The 22,665-nt window shown below is 67.2% G+C and carries 16 protein-coding genes and 3 pseudogenes; 14 read left to right on the top strand and 5 right to left on the bottom strand.

The features are described from left to right. Positions 1-127: 127 nt before the first annotated feature. Positions 128-838 carry an IS6 family transposase gene (locus ADB02_RS04535; RefSeq protein WP_049189768.1) on the bottom strand — a complete coding sequence of 237 codons (711 nt, stop codon included), beginning with the start codon at positions 836-838 and terminating at the stop codon, positions 128-130. A gap of 11 nt (positions 839-849) precedes the next feature. Here ADB02_RS04535 and ADB02_RS04530 point away from each other — a divergent pair. Then, a pseudogene (locus tag ADB02_RS04530) lies at positions 850-2,155 on the top strand (ISL3 family transposase). Here the strand turns inward: ADB02_RS04530 and ADB02_RS11850 are convergent. Further along, complete coding sequence (locus ADB02_RS11850; protein ID WP_080969572.1) at positions 2,057-2,329, bottom strand: MerR family transcriptional regulator; 273 nt, start codon at positions 2,327-2,329, stop codon at positions 2,057-2,059. The pseudogene ADB02_RS04530 and the gene ADB02_RS11850 overlap by 99 nt on opposite strands. Positions 2,330-2,496: 167 nt before the next feature. Here ADB02_RS11850 and ADB02_RS04525 point away from each other — a divergent pair, with 167 nt between their 5' ends. The 3 genes from ADB02_RS04525 (at position 2,497) to ADB02_RS04515 (ending at position 8,087) form a co-directional block, all read left to right on the top strand. Beyond that, entirely contained in the window at positions 2,497-5,202 is a 2,706-nt protein-coding gene (locus ADB02_RS04525) for an ABC transporter ATP-binding protein/permease (RefSeq protein ID WP_049189767.1), read from the top strand. Further along, positions 5,202-6,923 (top strand): ABC transporter ATP-binding protein, encoded by a 1,722-nt coding sequence (locus tag ADB02_RS04520; protein WP_049189766.1) that lies wholly within the window; start codon positions 5,202-5,204, stop codon positions 6,921-6,923. Before ADB02_RS04525 ends, ADB02_RS04520 begins: the two co-directional genes overlap by 1 nt. Before the next feature lie 777 nt (positions 6,924-7,700). Continuing rightward, positions 7,701-8,087: a YtoQ family protein gene (locus tag ADB02_RS04515; RefSeq protein ID WP_241482403.1), complete on the top strand. Its 387-nt coding sequence runs from the start codon at positions 7,701-7,703 to the stop codon at positions 8,085-8,087. Positions 8,088-8,131: 44 nt separating this feature from the next. Here the strand turns inward: ADB02_RS04515 and ADB02_RS11550 are convergent, their stop codons facing one another. The 3 genes and pseudogenes from ADB02_RS11550 to ADB02_RS04495 form a co-directional block, all read right to left on the bottom strand. Beyond that, positions 8,132-9,343, bottom strand: coding sequence for an SMI1/KNR4 family protein (locus ADB02_RS11550; protein WP_160310022.1), 1,212 nt, complete (start codon positions 9,341-9,343; stop codon positions 8,132-8,134). 145 nt (positions 9,344-9,488) lie between these two features. After that, a pseudogene (locus tag ADB02_RS11140) lies at positions 9,489-10,146 on the bottom strand (alpha/beta hydrolase). A gap of 135 nt (positions 10,147-10,281) precedes the next feature. Further along, positions 10,282-11,491, bottom strand: a pseudogene (locus ADB02_RS04495) (IS110 family transposase). Positions 11,492-11,969: 478 nt separating this feature from the next. Between ADB02_RS04495 and ADB02_RS04490 the strand changes: the two are divergent. From ADB02_RS04490 to ADB02_RS04445, 10 genes are all read left to right on the top strand, one after another. After that, on the top strand, positions 11,970-12,473 hold the full coding sequence (locus ADB02_RS04490; protein WP_224370287.1) for an ECF transporter S component: 504 nt from the start codon (positions 11,970-11,972) through the stop codon (positions 12,471-12,473). A gap of 107 nt (positions 12,474-12,580) precedes the next feature. After that, positions 12,581-14,782, top strand: coding sequence for an ATP-binding cassette domain-containing protein (locus ADB02_RS04485; protein ID WP_241482400.1), 2,202 nt, complete (start codon positions 12,581-12,583; stop codon positions 14,780-14,782). A 173-nt stretch (positions 14,783-14,955) separates the two neighbouring features. Continuing rightward, positions 14,956-15,696 (top strand): AMP-binding protein, encoded by a 741-nt coding sequence (locus tag ADB02_RS04480; protein ID WP_049189760.1) that lies wholly within the window; start codon positions 14,956-14,958, stop codon positions 15,694-15,696. Further along, positions 15,693-15,911 carry a hypothetical protein gene (locus tag ADB02_RS04475; RefSeq protein WP_224783744.1) on the top strand — a complete coding sequence of 73 codons (219 nt, stop codon included), beginning with the start codon at positions 15,693-15,695 and terminating at the stop codon, positions 15,909-15,911. The genes ADB02_RS04480 and ADB02_RS04475 overlap by 4 nt, the downstream gene beginning before the upstream one ends. Beyond that, a complete protein-coding gene (locus ADB02_RS04470) occupies positions 15,908-16,951 on the top strand; it encodes an ABC transporter ATP-binding protein (protein WP_049189759.1) in 1,044 nt (347 codons plus the stop codon). Before ADB02_RS04475 ends, ADB02_RS04470 begins: the two co-directional genes overlap by 4 nt. Beyond that, complete coding sequence (locus tag ADB02_RS04465) at positions 16,948-17,700, top strand: ABC transporter permease (RefSeq protein ID WP_049189758.1); 753 nt, start codon at positions 16,948-16,950, stop codon at positions 17,698-17,700. Before ADB02_RS04470 ends, ADB02_RS04465 begins: the two co-directional genes overlap by 4 nt. Further along, positions 17,697-18,434, top strand: a complete 738-nt coding sequence (locus ADB02_RS04460) for an ABC transporter permease (protein ID WP_049189757.1) — start codon at positions 17,697-17,699, stop codon at positions 18,432-18,434. Before ADB02_RS04465 ends, ADB02_RS04460 begins: the two co-directional genes overlap by 4 nt. Positions 18,435-18,541: 107 nt before the next feature. Then, a complete protein-coding gene (locus ADB02_RS04455; RefSeq protein ID WP_049189769.1) occupies positions 18,542-19,042 on the top strand; it encodes a class I SAM-dependent methyltransferase in 501 nt (166 codons plus the stop codon). After that, positions 19,039-20,817 (top strand): ABC transporter ATP-binding protein, encoded by a 1,779-nt coding sequence (locus ADB02_RS04450; RefSeq protein WP_049189756.1) that lies wholly within the window; start codon positions 19,039-19,041, stop codon positions 20,815-20,817. Before ADB02_RS04455 ends, ADB02_RS04450 begins: the two co-directional genes overlap by 4 nt. Beyond that, entirely contained in the window at positions 20,814-22,547 is a 1,734-nt protein-coding gene (locus ADB02_RS04445; RefSeq protein ID WP_049189755.1) for an ABC transporter ATP-binding protein, read from the top strand. The genes ADB02_RS04450 and ADB02_RS04445 overlap by 4 nt, the downstream gene beginning before the upstream one ends. Positions 22,548-22,665: the final 118 nt, after the last annotated feature.

The raw sequence follows: 22,665 nt of genomic DNA, 5'->3' as shown, positions 1-22,665 counted from the left end.
TTTCAACTGTTTATTGCCGGCCCTGGTGGGAAACTCGCCGCGGACCGACGGTGCTGTTGCAAAGTTGGGCGGAGAGCAGCGAAGACTCAGTTTCTCATTCCCTGATGGCCGCTGCGTGTGGGCGTTCTCAGGCCGTCTCGAACACCCGGTTGACGATCACCGCGTCCGGGTTCGGTTGCCCGTGGGCAAACATCGTGCCTTGCCCTTTCCGCAATGAGTGCATCGCCTCCATCCCTTTCAACGTCCGATATGCAGATGTCCGGTTCTTAAACGCGCCTTTCGGCCCGAGGATCCGCTTCAGCCGACCATGGTCGCCTTCCAGGATGTTGTTGAGGTATTTCACCTGCCGGTGTTCCACTGTTGGCGGGCAGATTCCCTCTGACTTCAACTCGGCGATTGCCCTGGCTAGGGAGGGTGCTTTATCGGTGTTGATCACTCTGGGATACCCGGCTGATGCATTGGATCTGAGGGCCTTGGCCAGGAAACGCTTCGCTGCGGCCACGTTCCGCTTCGGAGAGAGGTAAAAGTCCAGGGTCTGACCACCGGCGGTGATCGCCCGATAGAGATAGCACCACTTCCCGCCGACCCGGATATAGGTCTCATCCACCCGCCAGGAACTGGCCTGCCAGTCAGGTACCTGCCGGTACCACCGTGTTTGCTTGTCCAGCTCAGGGGCGTATTTCTGGACCCAGCGGTAGATCGTGGTGTGATCGACCGGCACGCCCCGCTCGGTCATCATTTCCTCCAGATCGCGGTAGCTCACCCCGTAGCGGCAGTACCACCGCACTGCCCACAGAATGATGTCACGGGGGAAATGACGACCGGAGAAGATACCCATGGCTGTGATTAATTCACGTCGCTCTTCCTACTGCCCCAACTTTGCAACAGCACCCAGAAATCGGCTTGACGATCACCGGAGCCGCCGACGCCGGAACCTTCACCATCATCGACGCCGCCCCGGTCGCTGTCGAGGGGCACTGCCCCGACTGCACCCAACCCGGGAAACTGCGTGATCACACTGTCCGCCGACTGGTTGACCTGCCGGTCGTGGGGTTTCCCACCCGCCTGCACGTTCGTGTCCCCCGATTCACCTGCACCAATCAACAATGTCGGAGGAAAATCTTCCAAGCCTCCCTCAACTGCGCCAATGACGGGGCCAAGCTCACCGACCGGGTGACCGGCTGGATCCTCCAGCGACTGGCCATCGACTGGATGAGCGTGGCCGCCACCGCCAAGGCCCTCGGGGTGGGGTGGGAACTGGTCAATCAGGTAGCTGTGGACGCCTGCCGCAAGTTCGTCTACGACAACCCCTCCCATCTGGACGGGGTGCGCATCCTCGGGGTGGATGAGCACGTGTGGAAGCACACCCGAAAGCCAGGCCAGCCGTCGAACCTGGTGACGATCCTGGTCGACCTTACCCCGCTGGCCGATGGCCGTGGGCCGGCCCGACTACTGGATATCCGGCCTGGCCGCAGCGCGGACGTGCTGCGCACGTGGCTGCAGGAACGCGACCCTGGTTTCCGCAGCCAGGTGCAGGTGGTGACCATGGACGGCTTCACCGGCTACGCCACCGCCGTCGACCAGGTTCTGCCGCAGGCGAGGAAGGTGATGGATCCGTTTCACGTCGTGCATCTGGCCGCGGACAAGCTCACTGGCTGCCGGCGGAGGCTCCAACGTGAGATCACGGGGCGGCGTGGACGCAAGGATGATCCGCTGTACAAGCACCGGCGGACCTTGCTGGCCAGGAGGAACTACCTCGCCGAGCGGCAGAACAGGCGGCTGGACCTGTTGTGGGCCACCGATGACGAATACGTGGCACTCGAGGTCACGTGGATGGCTCTCACAGGACATGATCCAGGCCTACGGGCACCCGAAGACATCGGAGGGCAAGAAGTTGAGGATCATCAACACCCTGCGTAAGGGCGTGCCGAAAGGTCTGGAGGAGCTGGCCCAGCTGGGTCGGACGTTGTGGCGCCGGCGCGAGGACGTGCTGGCTTACTTCGACATCGGGGCGTCCAACGGGCCGGTCGAGGCCATCAATGGCCGGTTAGAGAATCTACGGGGGATCGCCCTGGGGTTCCGCAACCTCGACCACTACATCTTGCGGTGCCTGATTCACTCCGGGCAGCTGCACACCCGGATCAACGCACTCTAAATCGTGAAGAACCCGTAAAGCGGAAATCAATTCGAGGCGCTCGCGGTGCGCGGGACCGTAGACGGACGTGGTCTGGTTCTTCTTCGCCCCGGGCGGAAGCAGGCCCTCGCGGATGTAGTACTTGATGGTCGCGGTCGACGTGTCCGTGGCCGCCGCGAGCTCGCCGAGCTTCATCGTGCCGCCCTTTCGATCGGGGATGGCCGCATTGGGCAGTGGCGCTACCTTGCCGATGGTCGGACGCCATGGAACCTGTCATATAGTTAGGCTAGGCTGTCCTTCAAATGTCTGCGTCGGCCCCGTGCGCTTTGCGACGGGACCCATCCTCGAAAGGTGAGTGGTCGATGGCGAAGGGGTTTGAGGCCGTCGTACTCCGTGGCCTGGGCGCCAAGGAACATGCGGTGACCGTGATCGGGAAACGCCGGCTCGCGCCGCACTTCATCCGGGTCACGTGCCGCTCGGAAGGGCTGCTCGATCCGAAGGGGGAAGCGCCGGCGAACTGGCTGCGCCTCTGGTTCCCCGACCCCGACGGCGGCCCGAAGGAGTTCCAGCGCGGCTACACGCTCGTCGATCCCGATCCGGCGACCGGCGAGTTCTCCATCGATTTCGTCATACACGAGCCCGCCGGGCCCGCCTCGCACTGGGCGGTGAACTGCGAGGAAGGCGACCGGATCGTCGCCATGCGCTACGGCGAGCAACCCTTCGCCCTGCCCGAGCCGCCCCCGGCGGGGTACCTGCTGCTCGGGGACCTCGCCGGCTATCCGGCGATCCGCGCCCTGGTCGCCGCCATCCCCGAGGACAGCCCCGTGGTCGTCTACCTGGAGCGGCACAGCCCCGACGACGACCACATCGCCCTGCCCGAGGGCCCGAACATCACCGCGTCCTGGGTCGACGAGCTTCCCGACGGGCAGGCGCTGGTCCAGGCGATCAGCGACGGGGACTGGGCCGGCTGGTACGCCTGGGTGACAGCGGAAACCGCGTCGACCCGGCACGCGAAGACACTGCTGCAGAAGAAATTCGGACTCAACCGAGCGACCTTGCACGCGCATGCCTACTGGGTCCGCGGACGCCAGATGGGCAAGACGCAGACCATCGATTCGGCGGGTCCGGAGGCAACCGAGGCGAAGGGCGCGTCGGCTGCGCCTGCCGCCGCCGACGCGGACGCCGCCTCCGATGTCAACGTCATGGCGGCTGCCTCCGCTGCCTCCGGCGCCTCGGCCACCGCCGGCACCACCGGCGCTTCGTCCAGCGCCTCCACGTCCGCAAGTGCCGGCGCCGTCGGCTCCACCGACGCTCCCGAACCCCGGCAAACCCCCGGCGCCGACGCCGGCAAGGGGGGTGTGCTCCGGCCGCTCAAGCGTCCGCTCATCGCCGCAGGCATCGTCGAGGGAGCGCTGTCCCTGCTGCAGCTGATCCCCTTCATCCTGTTCGCGGAACTGGCCCGGCTGCTCGTCGAAGGGGCACCTGCGGAGGCTTTCGCCAAACCGGCGATCTGGGCGGTGGTCGCGATGGCCGTCTCGGCGGCGGGGACGACGCTGCTGGTGCTGTGGCTTCACTTCCTGGACGCCAACTTCGCCACGGCGCTGCGGCATCGCCTCTTGGCGAAATTCTCCCGGCTGCCGTTGGGCTGGTTCATGCGCGGCCGGGCGGCCGACGTCAAAAAGATTGCCGGCGATGACGTCAGGGCACTGCATTACCTGGTCACCCACGCGGTGCCCGACATCGTCGGCGCCGTCGTCGCGGCGCTGGGCAGCCTGATCTACCTGTTCGCCGTCCAATGGCGATTGGGCCTGGTACTGCTGCTGCCGATCGTCGCCTACATCTACGTCATCAAGGGAATCCAGCGCCGCGACAAGGACAAGGTGCTGCAGAACCAGCGGTACGAGGTGCTGGCGGCGGGCCAGACCCAGGCCTTCATCGGCTCGCGCGGGACCTCCGCGGTCTTCGGGCCGAAAGCGGTCGTCGACCTCGAGGGCACGCTGCGGGAATCCGGTGATTTCATGGCCGATTGGCAGCGCGACACCGGCCCCCGCAAGATCATCGCGGTGATGACGAACCGCCCCACCACGGTGCTGGGCGTGCTTCTAGTGGCGGGATTCGCGATGGTCGTGGCGGGCTGGATGCCGGCGACGGATCTGATCCCCTTCCTCATCCTGGGCACGTCCTTCGGCGGCCGGCTGCTGAACCTCGGGTTGGGTGTGGCCAGTTTGTCGGGCGGACTTGACGCCAAAGCCAGCGTCGAGCTTTTACTGGCGACGCCGGAGCTCGCGCCCCCGGTGGATCGTCCCGCGCCCCCGGGCCACGTGCGTTTCGACCACGTCGATTTCACCTACGGCGGCGGCCGGAAGGTCATCGACGATCTTTCCCTCACGCTGGAGCCCGGCAGCGTCACCGCGCTGGTGGGCCCCTCGGGGGCGGGCAAGTCGACGGTGGCGGCGTTGCTGGCCCGGCTGTGGGACGTCACCGGCGGTTCCGTGAGCATCGACGGGGTCGACGTGCGCGATCTCACCCAGGAGCAGCTGTATTCCTCGGTGTCGGTGCTGTTGCAGGATGCCCAGCTGGTGCATGCGAGCATCCGCGACAACATCGCGCTGAACCGTCCCGAGGCGACCGACGCCCAGATCCGCGAGGCTGCGGAGGCCGCGGACGTGCACCGGGTCATCGAAGCGCTTCCCGACGGCTACGACACCGTGGTCGAACCGAACCGTCTTTCCGGCGGCGAACGCCAGAGGGTGGCCATCGCCCGCGCGCTGCTGGCGAACACCCCGATCGTCGTGTTGGACGAGGCCACTGCCGCGGCCGACCCGGACTCCGAGGCCGCGATCCACCGTGGGCTCGAACGCCTGCTGGCGGGCAAGACGGTGCTGATGATCGCGCACCGGCTGCACACGATCAAGAATGCCTCGCGGATCCTCGTCCTGGACGAGGGGAAAGTGGTGGAAGAGGGCACGCATTCCCGGCTCGTCGCGGCGGGTGGGGCTTATCGGCGGATGTGGGATGCGCATTGCGGCGCACCCGTGTCCGTCGCCGTTGAATCGGAGGAGAACTGATGTTGCGGGATCTGCACTTCGTCGTCGGGGGAGGTCGTCCCCTGTGGTCCTTCTTCGGCGCGGTTGCCGTGTCGGCACTGCTCCAGGTGGCGGCCGTCGTTACCCTCTACCCGCTGTTGGGCGCGCTGTTCTCGGCGGACCCCGGGGCGGCGTTGCCGTGGCTGGCGCTGTTGCTGCTGTTCGTGGCCTGCAGTTGGGGTGTCGACATCTTCGCCGCCCACAGGGGGCTCGATCTGGGCATCGCCGTCATGCGCGAGATCCACAGCAACGCCCCGGGTGCCGTGCTTTCGTGGCCGGATGCTCGGCTGACTTCCGAAAAGGAAGGTGCCATCCGCGATTTGGTCACCAAGGCCAGCACGGTCACCTCGGCGGTGATCCTGCTGATCGGGCCCGTGATCACCTCGATTGTGTTCATCTTCGGGTTGGGCATCGGGCTGCTGCTCGTCTCTCCCGCGCTTGGCGCGGTGACGTTCCTCGGCGGCATCGCTTGCCTGGGGTCGCTGTGGGCGTCGGCGAAGCTGGAGGACAGGTCCACGGCGGAGTTTGCGGCGGCCAATGCCGGTCTCGATGACAGGCTTTTCGAGTTCGCGCTCGTGCAGCCGACCTTGCGCACCGCGCGCCGGGTGGACGCGAGCACCCGATTGGTTGACCGGGCCATCGCCGAGGCGCGGCGGAAGACCCGCAGGGTCCTGCTTTGGCAGATCCCCGGGCAGCAGGTGTTCACGGTCGTGGTTCAGCTGGTGCTGTTGGCGTTTGGGTTCACGGTGTGGTGGTCCTACGACCGTTCGGCGTTGACCGGAGCCGCGGCTGCCGCGTCGATTGTGGTGTTGCTCCGGGTCGTCGAGCAGGCCAACGTTCAGGCGGGATCGGTGGGGGCCGTCGTCGAGCTGCGGCGCTCCCTGTCCGAAGTGCGCGAGCTGATGGAAGTCGAGCGGGTCCGCGCCGGCGGCCCGGGCGAGGGCCCCGCCACGGTGGAGGTCCGGGGCGTCGATGTCACGTTCCCCGACGGCACGACGGGGCTCGACGGCATCGACGTGGACTTCGCGCCGGGCACGATCACGGCCGTCGTCGGCCCGTCCGGCAGCGGCAAGTCGACGCTGGTGTCGCTGCTGGCCGGGCTGACGGTTCCCGGCGTGGGCACGGTCGACGTTGACGGGAAACCGGCTTCCCCCGGTGACCTGCGCGGCCGCGCCGCGATGGTGTTCCAGCGCACCGTCCTGCACACGGGGTCGATTCGCAACAACCTGCTCGCCGTGAACCCGGATCTGACGCAGCCGGAATTGGATGCGATCGCCGTCAATTGCGGCCTGGCCGAGGCGATCGAGCGCTTGCCCGATGGCTGGGACACTCCCGTCGGCGAGCTGGGCAATCGGCTGTCCGGGGGCGAGCGGCAGCGGCTGGGCCTGGCCCGCGCCCTCGCCAAGCCGGCATCGATCCTGCTTGTCGACGAAGGCACCTCGGCCCTGGACGGGCGCAATGAGCGGACGGTGACCGATGCCCTGTCTGGGCTGCGTGGCTCGTACACGACAGTGGTCGTCGCCCACCGCCCCGCGATGGTGGAGATCGCCGATCGCGTCATCGTCATGGAATCGGGGCGGGTGGTGGAAGCTGGCCCCATCGATGAGTTGGAGAAGGCCGATGGGCCCTTCGCCCGCATCGCGGAGCAGTGGCGGGAAGCGGCGACGTGGGGGATCGGCGAGGCGCAGAGCGTCAGCGGATAGCGGTCCCGGGCCCCGCCGGTGGCGGTCCAGGGCGCCGGCATGAGCCGGCGGGTGGTGGGCCGGGCCCCGGGGCCGGTGGCCGACCCGGGTGTCGGCCGTTTGCGTGGCGACGGGACGTCGTAAAGCGTCGGGGATGGCACGCCCCCGCATGGCCTGTGCGCGTCGACGATTGCCACCGTCAGCTTCGGCGTACTTGGGCATCGTGCGCGGGAACCGGCGGGCGCACGCGGGCAATATGATCAGCTCGTACGTCGACAAGTTGATCGGATTCGGGTTCGCCGCGCCGAGAAACACCTCCGCCCTCAGTTGCGCGGCAAACGGCGAAGCCGCGATCGGCCCTGATGCCAGTTGCTTCGATCCCAAAGCTGGATGGGCTCGTTGCGCGCCGGGTACCGGAGCGCCGGGTCGACGACTTCGTCGACGTCGTCGAACTCGGCGGCCGACTCGATCATCTCGGCGAAAACGAAGCCCGCCAGATCCGGGGCCAGGCGCAGGTCTTCGGAATCGCCGTCGGACGAAGATCCCGAACTCGGCGAAACGGTCGGCAGCCTCGGAGAGGACCAGATACTCCTCGGGCCACGGCGCGAGTCTCCTCGGCGCTCTCACGTCCCGACTGCGCAACCGCCGCTGAACGCGATCAATGAGGGCCACTCGGGTATGGTGCGCCGATGAACGGGGGAGGTGCGGGGGCACATCCAAGTTTCAGTGAAGGAGTAATCGGCCATGAGCTTCAACGTGTACCTTTCCGGCGAGATCCACACCGATTGACGTGAGGAAATCCAGCGCGGCGTCGAGGCCGCCGGACTGGACGTGGTCTTCACGGCGCCGGTCACCGATCACGACGCCAGCGATGCCGCCGGCGACCACTTGGGAGAGGCGCCCGCCGGGTTCTGGCGCGACCACCAGTCGTCGAAGGTCAACTCCATCCGGACCCGCACGCTGATCGAGAAGGCCGACATGGTCGTCGTGCGCTTCGGCGACCAGTACAAGCAGTGGAACGCCGCCTTCGACGCCGGCTACTGCGCGGCCCTGGACAAGCCGTACGTCACGCTTCACGGCGAGGACATCGTCCACCCGCTCAAGGAAGTCGACGCCGCCGCCCAGGCGTGGTGCACGACCACCGACCAGGTCGTGGAGATCCTGCGCTACGTGCTCGAGGCGTAACGCCACCGTCGGGGAGTCGCACGCACCGGCCGGTGGAGGTGGAGCTACCCGCGCTCCCAGAGCTGAATCGGCTCGTGGCGCTCCGGATACCGCAGAACCGGGTCCACCAGCTCATCCACCTCCGAGAATTCGAGGAACCCCATCGAGTCGTCGTCACGCACGATCAGCGGACGCGCGAAGAGTTCGCGGAGCGCCGCGGCCTGCTCCTGCCCCAGGTAGGGCTCGTGCGACTGGAGCCAGGCTTCCGCGTTACGACGGGGCTCGCCCTCACCCAGGTAATCGTCGTCGTAGAACTCGGCGGAAGCGACGACCATCTCCGCGAAAATGAACCCGGCGAGATCCGGCGCGAGACGCTCATCCTCCTGCTCATCGTTCTGCAGCAGAACCACGGGGACCGGACCCGCGCCGGCGGCCCCGGTGCGGAAGCAATAGAGGTTGCCGCCGGGCTCCATCCCGAAGGGCAACAGGCCCTCGGCGGGATCGATGTTCCGGAAATCGTCCGGCTCCGCAAACATCTCCAATCGGCGGGCGATGTCCTTGGCCCCGAGCAGCTCGAAGTTCGTGCTGAAGTGCAGCAGCGGGACTTCGTCGCCGGTGGGGGACATGCCCACCATGCCGTCGTCGGCGATCGTCAAGTACTCCTCGGGCCATGTGAGCCCATGTGCGGCCGAGACCTCGCGCAATTCCGCCGAGGTGGTCATGGCACCGTTCCTTCGTTCAAGTGGTCTTGACCCAGAATCTAGCAAGATGGGGGCAGGATGTCCCGGCATCGGAGGCTGGGCCACGGGCCGACGCACGCGCGCAGAAGAGCGCGCACCGTTGAGGAGGAACATGACATGGCCACGACGAAGCAGAAACTCGGCACGGCGGGAGAAGAACTCGTCGCCAAGCATGCCCGTTGCCCGGGGTGCAAGCGCACCGACAAGTCGTTCAAACTCCTGCCCCCGAACTTCAAATGTGCCGATCTCGTCTGCGACTTCTGCGGCTACCTGGCTCAGGTGAAGTCGAAGCGGATCAAGGGGGAACTGCCGGACACCATCACCGGCACGATCCTCGGTGCCGCATGGGGCTCGCAGCGTGAACGCATGGAAGCGGGCATCTACTTCAGCCTCTACGTCGTCCTGGTCAATGAGGTCGGGCAGGCCAGCATCTACTTCCTGCCCCGCGACCTGCAAACCGCGGAAATGTTCGTCCCCCCGGAAGCCTCTCGGCCCGGAGGCTCGGCGCGCCGGGTGGCAGGGCTTTATGATCGACATGGACAAGACCATGGCCGACGTCGTCCGCATCTCCGACGGCGACGTCGAGGAGTTCGTTCTCCGCGCATGACCCGGGAGTGCGGAGTACACATATTCGTAGATCAGGGGCGTCTGATCCTTGGGGAAAGCCAGCCTGCGGTGCGGCTCACCGCTCGTTGACGGCAGTCGGGACGTGCCGTGCGAGAAAGGCCAGCTGTTCGGCGACGTTGTGCTCGAAGGCATCGCCGACGTAGATGTCGAAGTGCCCGCCGGGCTGCATTCGCACTTCGCCCTTCGGGGCCTTCCGCACATGCCGCAGGGTGGGGCCCGGCGGGGCCAGCGTGTCGTTCTCGCAGACCGCGAAGTGCGCCGGGGACTGGATCTTGCGGGCGTGTCGTCCCGGGAAATAGCGCAGAATATCCAACCCGAATCGTGCCGTGATGTCCGAGCGGATGTCATCTCCGGCGGGCACAATTGCTTCGATGCCCGCCACGCAGTCGGGCGCCGTCATCAGGGCGGTCGACCCCGTCGAGGCCCCGCGCATGGGTGATCGCGGAGTTCCAGTCCTCGAGCTGACGCCGCACCGACAGGAGCTGACGGGGCTCCCCGGCGCTCGCACCGAAGTGCCTGTAGTCGAACACCAGGCAGCGGTAGCCGGCGGCGCTGAAACGCTCGGCGAAGGCATCGAGGCGCATCTGGCGTACCCCGCCGAGACCGTGGGCCATCACGATGATCGGCCCCGGGGCAGGGGCGTCGTCGGGGACGTACAGCCACGCGGCGCAGGATCCATCTCCAGAGGGGAAGGTCACGTCAGATCTAGTCATGGCGTTAACCCCAGGGGGGTGTCCCTATGTGGATTGTCAATAGTCAGGCGGGACTTTCACGTACATCGTATGGGGGGTAGCCATGACTGATCGCCGGGCCGTATCATGCGGGTCGGCGGTGATTAGCCCAGCGGCCTACGCAGCCGTGGCGATGTTTCTAGCAGGGATTTCTCGGGAGAGCTTACGCCGAGTCAACAGGGCATAAATGACGTTGTAGCGCCGCCGGGCAAGGCACATCACCGTGGCATTGTGCTTCTGTCCTTCAGCCCGTTTACGCGGGTAGTAGTCGCGCGATGCGGGATGGCAGTTCGACGCGATCCACGCCGATCGAAACATCGCGTTTTCAACTGTTTATTGCCGGCCCTGGTGGGAAACTCGCCGCGGATCGACGTACCCGACTGCCGGGTGGTCGGCGCGATGCCGGCGTAAGCGGCCAAGTGCGCGGCGTCGGCGAAGTCCTGGCAATCGCCGATGGACAACAAGATGTTAGAGGCGGTCTTGATGCCTACGCCGGGCATCGACATCAAGACCTGGGCAAGAGGGAACGATTCGAGCATCTCCGAGCCATGTCCGGCGATCGTGTCGCGCTGTGCTTGAAGCGCTTCGATGTTCGCCGCCAGCTGGGGAATGACCAATTCTGCTGCCGCCATGCCGGGTACCGTGACAGTTTGCTCGGCAAGGGCGGCGAAAATTGCGAGGGCAACAGGGTCCTTCTTGGCGCGGTTGCGCATCCACTTCAGGACCCGGCCTCGACCTGCGGCGGCCAGTTTTGTCGGACCTTCGTAGTGGATGAGCGAGTCCAGCACCAGCGTGCGCGAGAGAATCTCGCCTGCAAAGACGCGCTCGAGTGCGGGGTGAATCTGTGTGAGCACGCTGCGAAGGCGGTTTTTCGTTCGGGTGGCGTCTTTGACGATGTCGTCGTGGAATCCGGCGAGCATCTTCAGCGCTACTAGTGTCTCGTCGTCGCGGTCGACTGCCCGCAGTGTGTGCGGCATGGTGCGGGCGGTGTCGGCGATGATGAATGCATCCCGGCGGCGGTTTTTGATCGTCCAGGGTAGAGGTCGGCTGCTTTTCGCATGGCTAGGTCGGGGAGGTCTCCGACCGTGCAACCGCAGTCGCGGGCCACGGCGATGGGCAGGGCGCCGATCGTGTTGGGTTGATTGACGACCATGAGAACGCTGCCGTGGGCTTGCATGGACGCGAAGATTTCGCGCCGTGCGGCTTCGTCTTGGGGCAGTGGTTTGTCGTAAATTCTCTCGCCGGTGTTGGTCAGCGCGCAGGCATGGTGGCCGGTTTTGCCGACGTCGAGGCCGATGATGATTTCGGGTGTTCTGGACGGTTCCATGGTGGTGTCCTTCTGTTGCGGCTGGTCGCCGGTGTCTTGGACATCCGTTGCAGGCACCCACGCTACGACGAGACCTCTGTTTGGTCCGTGTCCCTATTAGCTGTCAGCGGTTGTCCCCGGTGTCCGGCGGCAACACTCCGGATTATGGAAATGTTCACGCAGATAAGCCATGCCGGGCCCGGTGACCGCGCCCCGTGAGGGGGCACCATCACGGTAACGGGGGGGCGGGGGTAAGGTCAGCAAATTGAGCCTGGCGTAAGTCGATAAGCATTGCCTAACCTAATACTGTTTCAGGTGGTGTTCCCGATTGGGAATCGGCAACGGAAGCGAGGCGGCGACGATGAACGGAAAACGTGGATCGACCGGAGAACCCCTCTCCGGAGGGGAAGCCGGGGACGCGGGCCCAGACGGGACGGGTGACGGGCGGTTGGTGCACGTCGCACCGGTCGCAGCGGGTGGCCGACCATCCACCCGCGACATGCTCGTCGCCGCCGCAATCGGCGTCGCGGGGTCTCTCATCGTCGTGCCCCTGACTTACCTGCAGGTGTTCGCTGGCATCGCCCACGTTTATCTCGTCGCGGCGACGCTCGGGTTGTGGTTCCTGCCGTGCGTTGTTCCCCTCATCGTCGTCCGCAAGCCTGGCGCGAGCCTTATCGCGTGCCTTGCCATGGGCGTCGTGTCCGCAGCGACCACCCCGTTCGGCGTCGCCGCAATCGGGGCGCTGATTATGGAAGGATTACTCATCGAGCTTCCGTTCATGATCACCCTGTACCGGCGGTGGACGCGTCCCCAGTTCGTAGCATCGGCGATATTGTTCTCCGCGCTGATGGGAACGATGGCCCCGCGCGCAGTCGGCGTCGACTCGCCGACCACGCCCATGACCCTGATCAGCTTCGCCGTAGCCTTGGCATCGAGCCTGGTGTTTTTGGTCCTGGGCTTTGCCGTCGCAAAGGGGCTTCGCAGCCGCGGGGTCACCCGGTGACCGGCGGAGCACCCGCGTGCGCCGGTGCGACACGCGGGACGGCCCCGGCCCGGTTACGGGTTAGTGGTGCGGGCGTGCGGCACGCCGATGGGCGATGGGCACCCGACATGGTGGATCTCTCCTTCGATTTCGGCACGATTAACGCCATCACGGGACCCGTGGGATGCGGAAAGACGAGCCTGGCCCACCTTATCGCTGGACTGATCCCCTCGCACATCCCCATCGACCATGCCGGATTCGTGCACATCGTCGATGCCGACGGCACCGAACGCCCCGTGGACGGGGACCGGGTCACCTTCGTCGGGCAAGATCCGGCGACGCAGGTGCTCACGCTCCGAGTCGTCGATGACGCGTCCATGGCCCTCGAGTTTTCCCTCGTGGAAGCCGACATCGTCGCCAAGCGATCAGCCGAGGCCCTATCGGAGCTCGGGCTGTCAGAGCTCGCGGAGAAGGATCCGTGGGCTTTGTCGGGTGGGCAACGCCAGCGGATGGCCATCGCCGGTGCGGTGGCCAGGGCGCCGGAGGTCATGATCTTCGACGAGCCCGCGGCCCACGTCGACGAGGACGGTCGGCGGGCGCTGTTCGCCGCCATCCGTGATTTGCGGGCCCCGGGGCGCGTCATCCTGCTCATCGAGCACGACCTCCGTCCGTTCGACGGGTGGGTTGACACGGTGACAATCCTCGATGCGGACGGGAGCGTCGCCGCGCACGGAGCGCCGGAGGGCATCGCGGTGAAGGGCATTGCGACGTCGGCCGCGACCGCCGGAGCGCCGGACGCCAGTACGCCGGGCACGGGGGCACCGGACCGTCCCGATTTGGAATCGGAGGCGGATGCCGTTCCACTGCTGGCCTTGACCGGAGCCCATGTGACCCGGGGCAGGGAGCGGATCCTGAACGGGGCCGAGCTGACACTGGAACGGGGCGAGATCCATGCCCTGGTCGGCACCAACGGAGCTGGTAAGTCCACCTTGCTGGCGGTGCTGTCGGGCCAGATGAAGGCGGGAGCGGACATCCGGATCGACGGCGAGCCAGCCCGGCGCGCTCCCGACGCCTTCGCGTCGTTGGCGTTCCAGAACCCCGAGCACCAGTTCACCCGCGCGACCGTCGCCGCGGAAATCGACTCCGCGCTGGCCGGCACGGACCCGCACGGGCCACTCGGCACCGATGAGCTGCGGAAACTGCGGGAAGCCCTGTGCCCCCGGGCACTTGACCCCGTCTCGCCGTTCGTCCTGTCGGGCGGACAGAAAAGACGGTTGGGCATCTTCCTGGCGGTGGCAGCCAATCGCCGTTTGCTGCTTCTCGACGAGCCGTTGGCGCACCTGGATTCGCCGAGCTCGCGCATCGTACTGGATGCCCTAGCGGAATACGCCGGGGCCGGCGGAACCGTTGTGTTCACGTGCCACGACCGCCGTGTCGCGCGAACGTGGGCGGATCGGGCGAGCATCGTCGCCGAAGGGAAGGTCGCCTGGTCCGGTCCCGCGGCCGCCGTGCCGGCTGCCCCGGAGTCGTCCCGGCGGGATCGCGCACTGCCCGCCGCCGGCGCACGGACGTCCGGGGACGAAAGCCCCTGGACCGGTGGATCCGCCGCTCGGAGGCGCGCGGGGTTGAACGCCATCACGATCGTCGCGGCGGTGATGCTCGTCCTCGTCGCCGGGCTGCTCTCCGGCGGAGACGCCGTTCTCGCGCTGACTGGGGTGGCGTTCCTCGCACTCGCTGCGATCGCGGAACGCGACGTTCGGGCGACGGCGGGGAAGGTCCTTCTCGTCCTGTTAATCGGGGTGTTCTTCGGCCTGCTCGGGTGGCGCTCCGAGTTCTACGGAGGTGGGGATCCGGCGGAGGCCGTCCGCCACGGCATCCATCACGGACTGCTGCTGACGGCCGTGTTCGCGGGGACGGTCCTGGTCTCCGCGTGCATGCGCGTCGAGGAGCTTTTCGACGCCATGGTGCAACGCCTCCGGGTGCCCTACACATGGTGCACCATAGCGATTGCCGGGGTGAGCATCGCGGCGTTCCTGCGCAGCGAAATCCCCCAGCTGACATGGGCGATTAGATTGCGCTCGATGCGACCGGAGCAGTCTTTCCGCTCCGGCTTCATCCGCGCGACGACGCCCGCGCGCATCGCCTTTCCCCTGTTCGTCAGCGCCGTGCGCTGCGCCGAAAAGCTGTCCCTGACCCTGGCGATGCGCAACTTCGGCCGCCATCCGTGGCGCACCTTCCGCACCAATCACCCCTGGCGAGTGCGTGACGGGTTCGCGGCCGCAGCGTCCGCCGCGGCCTTCGTCGCCGCCCTGGTGTCCGCAGTGACTTGACGGGCACCCGGAACCGGCGGGTCCCGGGCCCACGAGCGGTTCCGAGCTTGTGCGGAGACGCGCCCCACCCAGTTTCTTCACCCTTTCCACCCTTCAGACACATCCGCCGGGTCACGCCATGCGGCCCGGTCCGCCCGGCACCGGCATGGCGCCGACAACCGAAAGAGGTACCAATGAACACGATCCGGACCATCAGCGACGTGCTTCGGGACAAGGCCGATGAGACGAAAAAGGGGATCACCTTCGTCGAGAATCGGCGGGACGTCTTCGTCCCGTATGGCCGGGTCCATGCGGAGGCGGTGGCGGGCCCGGTTGACGTCGACAGGGTGCGGACGCTCTCGGACATGATGCCCGGGGCCCCGATCCTGGTCGACGAACGCAGTCACACGCTGCTCACCGGCGCAAACGGTGCCGTGGTCGTGGGCGAGGACCGGCTGCTCGACGTGTCCATCGTCAATGACGCTGCCGCGGAACCGGGTGCGGCGATGCCGGGTGATGCTGAATCGGACTTCTCTCAGGCGGGGGACGTGGATTCCGGGGATGGCTCCGGGGCGGTCCCCGCGTTCCCGGTGCGAGGTGGGACGGCCGGCGAAGCCCTTATCCAGTTTTCGTCCGGCTCCACGGGATCGCCAAAGGGCGTCATCGTAACCAACGAGTCCGTGCTGAACGGTCTGCACGCGACGATCCCACGCCACGCACACCGGTACGAGAACAAGATGCTCACGTGGCTACCTTTGACCCACAACCTTTCGCTGATCGGCTTCCACGTCTACGCCCTTTTTCGTGGTTACGACCAGGTGTTGCTGCCGGTTTCCGAGGTGGTCGCCGATCCCCCGAGGTGGTTCGAGGCCGTGACCAGGCACCGGCCGAAACGACCGTCGTCCGGGCGACCGGCCCGGGTTCCTACAAAATGACCGCGGCGATTGCTGCCGCCACCGTTGTGGCGGTCGCGGGGAAGCCGGTCGCGCCGGGGTGCCGGGATCTCGTCGGCCACCCCCGGCTCCTCGAACCGGTCCTCGCCTTCGCCCGCGATGCGGGCATCCATATCGAGGTGCCGCATGACAACCCGACCACGGGGCCGCTGCCGACAGCGGCCCACTGCGATACCAAAGGAAAGGGGAAACGATGACGGATCAAGCTGAACGAGGTGCGGCGATTGTCGTCCGCGACCTCACGAAGAGCTACCCGATTGCGGGCAAAGCGGGCACCCCGCCCGAAGGCGGGGCAGGTGCCCCGCCGGACGGCGGCCGCAAGGGAAAGCGCGGTGCCCGGATGCGCAAGCATGTGCTCGACGGCGTGAGTTTCACCGTGCCCACCGGGGCGATCGTGTCGTTCCTCGGCCACAACGGTGCAGGCAAGACCACCCTCATCCGAATCCTGTCGACGCTCATCACCGCCGACTCCGGCGAGGTGAGCATCTTCTCGCGCGATGTGAAAGAGGACCCGGCGGGCGTGCGCGCTGACATTGCCACCACCGGCCAATTCGCGGCGATCGACGAGAACCTCACCGGCCGGGAGAACCTGGAGTTCTTCGGGCGGCTGCGCGGACTCGACCGCGCCGCCGCGGCCGCCCGCGCGACGGAACTGCTCGCGCAATTCTCGCTCGCGGACAGTGCCTCGACGCTGGCGTCGGCCTATTCGGGTGGCATGCGGCGCCGCCTCGACATCGCCGCGTCGCTGTGCGTCGTGCCCAGGCTGCTGTTCCTCGACGAACCCACGACGGGGCTGGACCCGGTCAGCCGCGAAGAGCTGTGGGGCTTCATCCGGCAACTGCGGGACGACGGAATGACCCTGGTGCTGACCACCCAGTACCTGGAAGAGGCGGAGGCGCTGGCAGACCACGTCCATCTGCTCAAGGATCGCCGCATCGTCGCCAGCGGAACGCCGGAGGAATTGCGCCGCGACTTCGGGTCGCACGTGCTCCGCGTGTCCTTTGCCACCGCCGCCGAGGCGGAGGCGTTCGCCCGCTGCCTCGGGGGAACGTGCCTGGACGGCGCCCGCGTCGCGGGGAAGTCGGTGTCCCTCGACGTCGACCCCGGACCGCGGGTCCTCGAGGCGGTGGCGCAGGCGATGGAGGCCTCGGAAGCGTCGCCGGATTCGCTGAGCGTGTCGCCGCCCACCCTCAACGAGGTGTTCATATCGATGAACGCAGGGGGTGCGGCGCGATGAGTGCGACGTCGGTCGCGGCGTTTCTCCGCCGGGATCTGCTGCTGTTGCGACGCAACACCGCGTCGCTGATCTCCATGTTCGTAGTTCCGCCGCTCTTCCTGCTGTGCCTGTACGCGGTGTTTGGGTACTCGGCGGGGCAATCCGGCTTCGGGTACCTGCGTTTCGTGCTCGGCGGCTGCCTGTTCCAGGCGGCGATGTTCACCGCCGCGGCGTCGGCGATGGCAGTGGGACAGGACGTCGAGTCCGGGCTCGTTGACCGCGTGCGCGTGTTGCCCGGGGCCACAGGCGGCTATGTCGCCGGCAGGCTCGCCACCGATGTGCTGCGGATGTCCGCGTCGATCGCGGCGCTGCTGGTCGTCGCGTGGTCCTGCGGCCTCGACATGGCTATCGGTGACGTCGCGTGGACTGTCCTGTGGTCGCTGCTCGCCGCGGCGGTCCTGTCCCTGGTCACGGACGGGGTGATCCTGATGGTGCCCGCCCCGGTGTCGACGGCCTCATCGATCCAGGCGCTGGAAATGCTGCTGCTCATGTTCTCCACCGCGTTCATTCCGGCGACCGCTTTGGACGGCTCCCTTCGCGACGTCGTGCGCCACATGCCTTTTTCGCCGGTGATCGAGGTGATTAGGGCGGCGTCCCCGGACGCCTTCCCGGATCGCGCCGGGGAAGAGGCCGCCCTGTGGCTCGGTGTCGCGACGGTCGCCGGAATCGTCCTGTTCATCCGCCGGTTCACCTCGAGGAGCGAATCATGATCGGCCCCATCTTCGTGCATCTGCGGCGCATCGCCCACATTTGGCTGCGGCGCCCCGACTTCTGGTTCATGACGTTCATTGCTCCGCTCGTGTACCTGTTCATCGTCAACCGCATGTTCGGTGGCCTGGTCAGGCAGCTCACCGGAGAGTTCGAACTCCCGAACGCGGTCATCCTGGTCGTGACGGCGTGGGCGTTCATCCTGGCCATCACGGGATCGTCCACCGTGTTCGTTGAACGCAGCAATGGCCTCCACGAGCGGTTAATCACCATGCCGGCGCCGTACGCGGCCGTGCCGGCCGCACGGATCATCGCCGAGTTCATCCGGATCATGGCGATGACGGCCGTCGTCGCGGCGGTGGCCGCCTTGCTTTCCGACAGCCCCCCTGAGGCGTCCTGGTGGTGGAGGATCGCGATGACCGGCGCGATGGTTGCCGCGGCGGCCGCATGCACCGGCACGTACATCGCGTTCTCCATCACCAGCCCCCAGGGCTCCGTGGCCCTCATCCCGTTAATCATCGTTGCGATGTTCGTCAACACGGTGCTCATGCCCGCCGACCACTTCCGTCCTCTCCTGCGCGGAATCGCCGGGCACACCCCCGTATCCGCGGCCGGCGAGGCCGTCAACGGCACCGGGGCTGCGGGTCTGGTGGTCTGCGCGGCCTGGTTCTTAGGCATCGCCGTGCTCGCGGCGTGGGGCATCGCCGTGAAAACGAGGCCGGGGGAGTCTGCATGACGGGCACGTCCACGGGGGCATCGCCGCCGACGACGGCCCGCGAACCCGAGCACCTAACCCGAAACGGCCGCGCGGACGCGGCCCACACACCCCGGAGACAGAACCAGATGAAGTCGATTGCCCAGATCGTCCAGAACAACCGCAGACTCCTCGCGGCCTACCAGGACAAGGTCCAGCCGAGGTTCCTCAGCCGCTATGCGCGTGAACCGATGGACGCCGCCGCCGTCGACGGGCTCGGGGCCCGGACGGAATTCCACGTCGCCGACGTCCTCGCGCCGCTCGCGGGAGAGCCCGGCAGGACCGATGAAATCTGGGTGTGCGGCGCGCTCCACCAAATGAAGGATGCAGGTGCCGCGCTCGGCAGGGTCGCCAGGCTGCTCGCCGACGGCGGCATCGCTTACGTGCAGACGTTCGCCGAGGATCCCGACGTGAACGAGCGGGTCGACATGGCCGTCATGGCGAAGATGGGCCACCGGGTGTTCCGGGGCAGCGAGCTCGAGGACCTCGCCGAAGCCAACGGGCTGAAGCTGGGCGGAGCCTCACACGCCGGCATGGTGTACTTCTGCACTCTCACGAAGAAAAGCGCGATCGGGGAGGCGGGCAAGTGAGCGCCGTGGACGGGACCGTAGGCCCGTGGTCGCTGCTCGCCCCGATCCGGACCCGGATGCGTGCGGTGGTCGCGTTATCCGTACTGTCGTCGGTGGCTACCGTCGCTTCGCTGGTCGGCATCATCGACATCGCGATGACGTACCCGGAGGCCCCGGAGCATCGGACGTGGTTGGCCGTGGCTGTCATCGTCGTCGCCGCAACGGTGCGCATGGCCGCGGACGGCGCCGCCGGCATGCTCTCGCACCGGGCGGATAACGACCTGCAGCTCCACCTCCGGCGCCGGCTGGTCGCCCAAATCCGGAAGTTGCCGCTGGGCTGGCTAGACGCCCGGCGCTCGTCGGGAATCATCGGGTCGGTTGAGAAGGACGTCGCGGCTGTCCACCAGCTCATGGGCCACACCGTCGGTGAGACCGTGGTGGCGGTGCTGGTTCCCCTGCTTTCCCTCATCGCGCTCGTCGCGGTGGATTGGCGAATCGCGGCGGTGGCGGTCGTCCCGGTGCTGGTCACCTTCGCCCTGATGGGCGTAATGATGTCGCGTGGCGCCGGCCTTCAGCGCGACTACGAGCGAGCCTCCGAAGGAGTGACGGCCGCGGTCATCGAGTTGGTGCGCGGCATCCCGGTGATGAAGTCCTTCGGACGCGCCAACCAGGGCTCGGGCCGCTACGATGCCGCGGCGTCGTCGTTCGTCCGCGCGTGGTCCGCCTGGTCCCGGCAGTCGAACATCTATCTTGGGCTCATCGACGTGGTGACGTCTCCGATCACGGTCCTCGCAGTGGTGTGCGGCGCCGGCCTCGCTCTGAGGGACGCCGCGGGCGGCACACCGGAAGGTCTCGTCGCCGGGCTGGTTCTCGGCCTTGGACTCTCCGCGGCGATCGTGCGGGTAGCCATGAACTCCGAACCCATCATCGCGGGGATTGCCGCCCTGAAATCCATCGCGGAGGTGCTGGGCACGCCGCCGATCGCCGAGCCCGCCGATCCGGTGCCCGTGCGCGGAGGCGCGCTCGAGGTCCGGAACCTGGTCTTCTCCTACGGCGATGGGCCGCGGGTCCTCGACGGGATGTCCGCGACGTTCGAACCGGGGACCCTCACTGCGCTGGTGGGGTCCTCCGGTTCCGGAAAGTCCACCGTCGCCCGGCTGTTGGCGCGTTTCCACGACCCCGTTGAAGGCTCGGTGCTGCTGGGCGGCGCCGATCTTCGCGACATTGCCGTGCGCGACGTGCACCGCTCGGTGTCGGTGGTGTTCCAAGATCCGCAGTTGCTCACGCTGCCGTTGCGGGAGAACATCCGGCTGGCCAGGAGAGACGCCACCGACGGCGAAATCATGGCGGCCGCGAAGCTCGCGAACCTCGATGCGGTCATCGCGGCGCTGCCGAAGCGTCTGGATTCGGTGGTCAACGTCGACGTGACCTTTTCCGGTGGTGAGGCGCAGCGCGTGGCCATCGCGAGGTCGATCGTCACGGACGCGCCGGTGCTCATCTTCGACGAGGCAACCGCTTACGCGGATCCGGCTTCCGAGGCCCTCATCCAGTCCGCAATCGAGCGTTTGGCCCGTTCGCGGACGGTGATTGTGATCGCGCACAGGTTGAGCACGATCCGCAACGCCGACCGCATCCTCGTTCTCGATGGGGGAGCGGTCGCGGAGGCGGGTACCCACGACGAGTTGCTTGCGCGCGGTGGCCGCTACCGGGATTTGTGGCGCGCGTTCGCGCTCGACGACGAACCATCCGCCCCGCGGGGCACTGAATCAGACGATGAAAAGGCGGGGAACCGATGATTCGGGACTTGTGGTCGATGACAGATCGGCGCTCGAGAATGACGCTGGCGTGGCTCATTGCGTTGGCCGCGCTTGCCGCGCTGGCCCAGGGAGCGGCGTTCGTCGCGCTGCTGCCGCTGCTGTCGGCTCTGGCCGAGGGAGATGATGCGACGGCGTGGCGTTTCACCGGCGTCATCGCCGGCCTCGCGGCCGCCCATGCGGTGCTGTCCCTCGCCGCGGGGACGGTCGGCAGGGCGAATTCCGCAGCGGTGCTGTCGTCCCTGCTGCGTTCCCTGGGCGAACGGGTGCTGACGTTGCCACTCGGGTACGTCACCAAGTCCACGGCCGGCCGCTTTTCGGAGATGGCGTCGTCGGGTATCGCGTTCGCGGCGTCCGTGCCGCACGTGATCCTGCGGCCCGTCATCGCCGCGGTGGTTGCGCCGACCGTCATCGCCTTCGGAATTCTGGCGGTGGATTGGCGCGTCGGTTTGGTTCTCGTCGCGTCGGCGCCGGTGCTCTTCTTCGCCTACCGGGCCATTGGCCGGGTCGGCGGGGAGTCGGACGAAGCGCATGCTGACGCCGTCGCTGCCGTCTCCGGCAGGCTGATCGAGTTCACCCGCTGCCAGCAGGCGATTCGCGCCGCGAGCGACGGTTCGGCGGCGGACGCGATGGTGGATGAGGCAATCCGGGCCCAACACGATGCGTTCGCGAAGGCGACGTCGACGCAGGGGGCGGCCATCGGACGGTTGAGTTCGGTCGTCCATGCGGTGTTCACGGCGGCGGTAATCGTCGCCGTGGCAGTCGCCGCGACGGGCGGGATGGCGCCGGCGCATTTGGCGCCAATGCTCATCGTGGTCGTCCAGTTCACCGGACCGATCACCACGGCGGGAGCGTTGTCCGGCGGTTTCGGTGCGGGCCGCAACACGTTGGCTGCGTTGCGTGACCTGCGGGCAATCCCCGCCCTTCCCGAACCTGCCGCACCGGAGCCGCCCGACGGGCATGACGTGGAGTTCCGCGGCGTGAGCTTCGGGTACGGGGATAAGAAGGTTCTCGACGGCGTCAGCTTCCGTGCACCTCAGGGAGCGCTGGTTGCCGTAGTAGGACCGTCGGGGGCGGGCAAGACGACGGTCATGCGGCTGCTGTCGCGTTTTCATGATCCGGACTCGGGGGAGATCCTCATCGGCGGGGTGCCCTTGCCTCGGATCGGCACCGACGGCGTGAACTCGCTGGTGACCCCGGTGTTCCAGGAGACGTTCCTTTTCGACGCGTCCGTGCGGGACAACGTGGTCTTCGCCGACCCCGAATTCGGTTCCGGGCCCGGTGACGGGGACCGCTTGCGCGAGGCCGCCCGGCGTTCCGGGGTGGACCGCATCGTGGAGCTGCTGCCTTCCGGGTGGGATACCCCGGTGGGGGAGGAGGGGACGCTGCTGTCGGGAGGCGAGCGGCAGCGCCTCGCCATCGCCCGGGCGCTTTTGAAGGATTCCCCGGTGGTGCTTCTCGACGAGCCGACATCCTCGCTGGATGCGGCCACTGAGCGGGCGATCGTCGGCACGATGGAGGCGTTGCGCGGCGATCACACCGTGATCGTCGTCGCCCATCGCCTGCACACCGTCCGCGATGCCGACCTCATCGTCGTGCTGTCAGAGGACGGGACGGTCGCAGAACGGGGTACGCACGATGAATTGCTGGCGAAGGGCGGTCGCTACGCCGAGTCGTGGGCGTGCCGGACGGGGAGCTCCCCGGGCGCCTGATCCTCATCACCTGGTTGATGCCCTCACGGGCGCCCTGCCGCAGCTTCCCGAATCCCACCGCCAGGCGCTCGGTGGACAGAGCGAAACCGCCGACGAAAACGCCGAGCAGCACGAACAC

Origin of the sequence: Corynebacterium sp. 212_CJEI (assembly GCF_001055915.1) — a bacterium.
GTDB classification, from domain to species: Bacteria; Actinomycetota; Actinomycetes; order Mycobacteriales; family Mycobacteriaceae; genus Corynebacterium; species Corynebacterium jeikeium_D.
Note: the sequence above shows the minus strand (reverse complement) of the source record. Positions and strands in the feature narration are given on the sequence as shown.